Consider the following 6,392-nt stretch of genomic DNA (forward strand, 5'->3'; position numbering starts at 1 on the left):
TGGTACAGTAGGATTAGTTTTTTAAATAGTTGTTGAAGTATGGAATTAAGTTTTCATTCTTTTTGAGACAATCTACTAGAATTACTGTACCACACTTACATGGAATAGGTTGTAACTGATAACTGAATTGACTCCTAATTCCAGTTAAACTTCATTCTTAAATACTCTTCTAGTCTTTGGTTATGAATTTGAAAATAATCATTGAAACTCCTACAGATTTATGAATAAATAAATGTTTGAAATAATCTCATAACCTGATTGTAGCTCACCCAAATTTCAATCTCTCTTTTTTTGACAAAAATTTCGTGTCTTAAGGCTTCCTTTTTCAGGGTATAACAAAGAATTTTCAGTATTTTCTTGCCTGCCTATTCCAGGAAGTACTAATAACTGTTAACTGATCACTGAATTTACTCCTAATCCCAGTGAAATTTAATTCCTAAATACTCTTCATAATCTTTGGTTATGAATTTGGAAATAATCATTAAACTCCTAAGGATTAATTAATCCGTGGTGGTGCATTGTAATGGTCGTGCATTGCATTATTTTTGTTACGAAGTACGGCAGTGGAAGCATCTTGCTTCTGTGCCAAACATCTCTTGTTCCTTGTATACAATTACTATGCAGGACTACCAATTAATCAATAAATATTTGAAATAATCTCATAACCTGATTGTCACCCACTCAAATTTCAATCTCTCTTTTTTTGACAAAAATATCGGGTCTCAAGCCTTCCTTTTTCAGGGTATAACAAAGAATTTTCAGTATTTTCTTGCCTGCCTATTCCAGGAAGTACTAATAACTGTTAACTGATCACTGAATTTACCCCTAATCCCAGTGAAATTTCATTCCTAAATACTCTTCTAATCTTTGGTTATGAATTTGGAAATAATCATTTAAACTTCTACGAATTGATGAATCAATAGGAGAATAATTTCCTATATTATAATTTTTGTACTCTGAGAGTTGATATTCTGGCAAATCTAAAAATTTCAAAACCTTCCCCATAGTAACTTCTGGATGAGCATAAAAATCTTCACTTTTCAAAATTAGAAATTGTTCCCGTGGAAATAAACTCATCCATTCCTGAAAAAATTCAACATATACTCCTCGTGCTAAATAATTTAATTCCTTCATCCAGTAATTAACTTTTTCAGGAGCTTTTGTTAACTGCTCTAAATCTAATTGAATTGCCTCCTCAAAAGATCGATTTTCCCAGTTTAATCGTAGCCATTGATAATATTGAGATATGGCTCTATCCACAGGATTTCTTAATAGTATAATTAGCTTAACTTTAGGAAACACTTGAAAAATTCTTCTCGCAGCATTCGGATAATCAAAATAACTAGGACTAGCTTCCCCTGTGAGAAAATTTTTCTTTTCTGAAATTGCTGGAAAATGAGCTAAATACCAATTTATAGACTCATTAAATTTCCAAGACCAAAAATCCATTTCTTTTTTAATCGGAGGAACAATTTGTGGATGTTGAGTCAGATAACTATAAAGGGAAGTAGTACCTCCTTTGTGAACTCCAATAATGATAAAATTCGGTCCTTGTACTTCTTCTAAATTCCATGGTTGAGATACTAATTCAGGGTATAACTTCTGAGTTTGCTGATAACAAGTAGTTTGATAATAAGGTATAGCTTCTTCAATTTTATTCAAACGAGTTAAAGCCTCTCCTATATTTAAGTAAGACCAATAAGAATCAGGATTAGACTTGTGAAATTTCTGGAAAAAAGTTAGTATTTCTGATAGTTGATCCTCTCTCGCAAAAGCTTCCCATATATTGTAATAAAACCACCAAGATAGGTCTGGATTAATTTCAATAGCTTGACGATAAGCTACAACTGCTTCATCCCATTTTTGTTGTCGAGTTAGGGCAATACCCAAATTATAATAAGACTTACTATTTGGATTTAATTCTATTTTTTTGCGGAGTTCTAAAATTTCTTGGGATAACTGGTATTTTTTATCTAAAACTTGCTGTAGTTTGTGGCAAATTTCTAAGTCATCTTGATTAACCTCTAAAGCTATTTTATAAAAAATAATCGCCCCATTATTCTTATCTGCTTTAGCTAAATTATTTGCTATTTCTACAAATAAATTTGGATTATCTTGTAAAAATTCCAGTAATTTATCGTAAATAAGATGTTGCCCTTGATGCTGAATAGCTTGATGATAATCCTGAATTGCTGCATCTATATCTGAATTATATTTTTGTTCTAGAGCATCTCCTAATTTACTGTAAATTCCTGGCGCTCCTGGCTGTAACTTAACCACATAAATATAGTTATATATCGCTTCATCCCATTTTTGTAACTCTACTAAAGCATTGCCTAAATTATAGTAAGACCAAGGAAAAATTCGTTCTATTTTAATTGCATTTTTGTAAGCATTAACAGCATCTTCCCATCTTTGTAATTTGCTTAAAGCATCTCCTAAATTATAATGAGACCAAGAAAAATTATGGTTTAACTCTATAGCGCGATAGTAATATTTTATAGCTTCATTCCAGCTTTCTTGTTGATGTAAAACTTGTGCTAAGTGATAGTAATACCAAGAAAAATTAGGTTTTAATATAATAGCTTGACGGTAGTTTTCAATTGCTAACTCCCATTTTTTCTGTTTAGCATATATAGTCGCAAGTTTGGCATACTCTTCAGGTGTATTCGGATTGAAGTTAGTGCTTGATGACATAAAAATTGGTAATAGGTAATTGGTACATTTATATAGCAGTACCTTCTTTGGTTAGGACAATAAATTTGAGTGAAAAGGGAGTAGGGAGTAGGCAGTAAAGAATAGGAAATAGAGGAATGTCCTAACCTATTTGCGTAGTGCTATAGCAGTCGAAGGAAAGGTTAATACCAATTTGGAAAAATAATGTTACTAATAATAAGGGCAATTATAAAGACTTTATAGGAGATGTCCATTGGATGAAAAAGATAAATTATGACCTAATAAATGATATTAAAGCTATTCATTCTGTACGTCGCCAATCCGATAGCTCCCCTACCTGTACGGGCAAACGGCGGTTTGCCTCTACCACTTACTGCCTAAGAAATAACCTAGTTACTTGTAGCAAATATTTATCAAAATAATATGGGTCTAAAACCCCGCCTTTTAAGGCGAAATATTTTTGGAGGGTTGCTCAAAATCCCCGTTACAAAAATAACTTCTGACTTCCCCTCCTGGGAGGGGTTTGGGGTGGGTTGACTTCTGACTTCTGACTTCGTTAACACCCTTGGTATAAGACATATCAAAAGCTTAAAACTCAGACAACGCAATATTTTTCCTTCTCTCCTAGATAACTAAACGCCTTCTTCCTTCTGCTATATCAAACAAGGTTTGTAGATTATAGGTAATATTCTAGATGAGAAAAGTTTACCGCCTTACCTAATACCTACAGCAGATTTCATCTAATATCAAGTCCGGATAATTTAGTGATGAAAAAAACCTATCTTTTTACACAGGGCAAATATCCCTATTATCCCTACTCCCTACTCTCTTAATTTATAAGTATTCAAGCGCAGATGATATATGTGAGGTACATAAGTCGTGGACAAAATGCCCACACCACAAAAATTCAAACTCCGTCCTTAAGGGCGAGGTCTTACAATATTTGTACTTCATATACTTGCAATTTACAGTAATTTAAGAAATGGTAACTTTCTACATATATTCCAACAAAACTCTGACTAAAGCAATCTTAATCATAACTGATTATACGAATATGATATTTTTTAAAGGAGAGAACAGGAAATAGGGAAAAATCATCAATCTGTTTGATAAACCAGACTTTGTATAATCTCTCTTTCTCATAACTATAAACAAGATTTTTTTTATTGATAACGCACTTATTCAAACTTGATACAAATTCTAGGGTAGCAAGGTTAAAATAATTGAAAATTTTAACCTTATATGAAATACAAAAAATAATACTACAATTATTTCACAAAACCTCAATAAATAAGTTGAGCGAGAGAATAAAAGATAAATTTTATCTGAAATACAAGTAATTATGCTATTTTAGCATTCCCCCATTTCCACATCTCTCTATCTCCCGATCAATTGCCTGTAGCAAACATTCACCTATTTCATATTATATAGTCAAAAATTTGCTCAATTCCGACATAATGACATAATAGTTAATAACACAAAATATTCTAGGAATTCAATGGGTATATCTATAGAAGTTGACAACACAACCTTTGCCACCGAAGTATTAAAAAATTCCCACAAAAAACCTATTTTAGTAGACTTTTACGCTACTTGGTGTGGTCCGTGTAAAATGCTTAAACCAATCTTAGAAAAGTTGGTTCAAGAATATGACTTTATCTTAGCTAAAGTGGATGTCGATCATAATCCCGAATTAGCTCAAACTTATGGTGTAGAGGGAGTACCAGATGTTAAAATTGTAACTCAAGGAGAAGTTAAACCAGGTTTTGTAGGAGTTCTATCAGAGCCAAAACTACGAAATTTTCTAGGTGAACTTAACCTAAAATCAGAACTAGAAACAGAATTAGAAACACTGCGAAATTTGACAAAATCTGGTGAATTAAAACAAGCAAAAAATCTTTTAGACCAGCTTTTTCAAAAATATCCTCGTAACATTAGCTTAATCATAGAAGCTGCAAAATTTTTAGTCAGCTTAAATCGATTAGAAGAAGCTCAAAAACTAATAGAAACTATTGGAGAAAATAACCGAGAGTTTTATCCCCAAATACAAGCAGTAAAAGGACTAATTCACTTTAAACAAGAAGTAGAAAATCCTGGTGATAGTGAACTAGATAAAATGTATGCTCAAGCTTGTAGCTTAACACTATCAGCTAACTATGAAGAAGCACTAAAATTATTTTTAGATATAGTCACCAGAAATCGTAAATATAAAAATGACGGCGCACGCAAAGCAATGCTGGCAATATTTAATATCTTAGGAGATGATAACTCTACCAGTAAAGAATATCGAAAGCAGCTATTATTAAACCTGTACTAAAAGTAGTTATTTTAACTAGCTATCAGCTATTAGCGCTTCAGCTATTAGCCTAAAAATTTGTGCATATAATTAGGGTTTGCTGATTAAATCTAAAAACACTGACATATAAAAGTAAGTGCCTTTTTGGAGCGAAAAAAAGTGCCAACTTTTCAGCTTGAGTGACCAAAAAGTCAGGATAAAAGGCAGATAAGCACAGAAAGATACAGGTACAATTATTCCTCCTACTTTCTCAGCTCTCCCCACCCTCCCCACATTCCCCTCCTGGGAGGGGTTAGGGGTGGGTCCCCACACTCTGCTTTTTTCAGCAAACCCTAATTATTGCTCTGCTGATTAATTCTCAAAGTATTGATAAATAAAGGTATTAGCCTTTTTGGGGTTCAAAAAAGTGCCAGCTTTTCGGTGCCAACAGCTGCAAAAAGCTAGTATTTTGGGCTGACTATGGTAGAAAAATCACTCTTACAATTCTTACTCCTACCTCCTCGCTCATTCCCTGTTCTTCCTGTCTCCTGTTTCCTGTCTCCTGTCTCCTGTCTCCTACTAAAAGACTTTTTCAGCAAACCCTAATTAGGTATCTGTTTGCAGAGCTGACCGCTGAACTGCTGAATTGCTGTTTGCGCAGCATTCCGCCAGAAAACGCTTTTTAAACTCCCATTGGCAGGACTAAACCTTCGCGGGCCATAACTGCCTGGGGAAAAGCTGTTTTGACTTTTTTTGCTATTTCATCGAGAAAATCATCACTGTGAGTAGGTTCATGGTGAAAAATTACCACCCGCTTCACTTCAGCCGCTTTAGCTACTTTGATTGCTTCCTGCCAAGTCGAATGTCCCCAACCTACCTTAGAAGACTTGGGATTATGATACTCATCATCAGTGTACATAGCATCATAGATTAATAGGTCAGCATTGCGGGCTAAATTTACCACACTTTCATCCAAGCGATCGGGAAAATGTTCTGTATCAGAACAATAAACTACCGTCCGTCCATTCCATGTCACTCTATATCCCATTGCTGTATTAGGATGATTCAGAGAACCAGTCTCAATCTCAATATCATCCAGCATCATTTTTTCCCCATGCTGAAGCTCATAAAAACGTAAGTCAGCCTGGATACCATTTAAAGGAATAGGAGAGTTATAATGTAGAACCCTTTGTATAAAATGCTTTCTCATTGACTCCCCTTCTGGAGGTATAGCTCCGTAGATATGAAAACTATTTCCTTGGGTAAAAGCAGGAGTAAATAAAGGGAAACCTTGAATATGATCCCAGTGATAATGAGTAAAAAACATATAAGCTTCTACTGGCATTTCCTGCATCATTTCCTCGCCTAATTCTCGTAGACCAGTGCCACCATCAAATATCAGCCGCTTACCAGCTATTTGCATTTCTATGCAGGAAGTATT

General features: G+C 34.1%; 5 protein-coding genes. 1 reads left to right on the top strand and 4 read right to left on the bottom strand.

All coding sequences use genetic code 11. The features are described from left to right. Positions 1-825: 825 nt before the first annotated feature. Positions 826-2,697, bottom strand: a complete 1,872-nt coding sequence (locus tag F6K13_RS13130) for a tetratricopeptide repeat-containing sulfotransferase family protein (protein WP_124146303.1) — start codon at positions 2,695-2,697, stop codon at positions 826-828. A 1,444-nt stretch (positions 2,698-4,141) separates the two neighbouring features. Here F6K13_RS13130 and F6K13_RS13135 point away from each other — a divergent pair. Next, on the top strand, positions 4,142-4,993 hold the full coding sequence (locus F6K13_RS13135) for a tetratricopeptide repeat protein (protein WP_282433613.1): 852 nt from the start codon (positions 4,142-4,144) through the stop codon (positions 4,991-4,993). A 69-nt stretch (positions 4,994-5,062) separates the two neighbouring features. Here F6K13_RS13135 and F6K13_RS13140 read toward each other — a convergent pair whose 3' ends face one another. The 3 genes from F6K13_RS13140 to F6K13_RS13150 form a co-directional block, all read right to left on the bottom strand. After that, positions 5,063-5,284, bottom strand: coding sequence for a hypothetical protein (locus F6K13_RS13140; RefSeq protein ID WP_287287591.1), 222 nt, complete (start codon positions 5,282-5,284; stop codon positions 5,063-5,065). Between the two features lie 128 nt (positions 5,285-5,412). Beyond that, positions 5,413-5,550: a hypothetical protein gene (locus tag F6K13_RS13145; RefSeq protein WP_161564954.1), complete on the bottom strand. Its 138-nt coding sequence runs from the start codon at positions 5,548-5,550 to the stop codon at positions 5,413-5,415. 83 nt (positions 5,551-5,633) lie between these two features. After that, a partial coding sequence (locus F6K13_RS13150; RefSeq protein ID WP_287287593.1) for an MBL fold metallo-hydrolase occupies positions 5,634-6,392 on the bottom strand: 759 nt, incomplete at its 5' end.

Source organism: Okeania sp. SIO2B9 (assembly GCF_010672505.1).
GTDB classification, from domain to species: Bacteria; Cyanobacteriota; Cyanobacteriia; order Cyanobacteriales; family Microcoleaceae; genus Okeania; species Okeania hirsuta.

What these genes read in the sequence shown, in the direction of transcription:
- F6K13_RS13130 (WP_124146303.1), bottom strand. Translation starts at nt 2,697, where the DNA reads ATGTCATCAAGCACTAACTTCAATCCGAATACACCTGAAGAGTATGCC.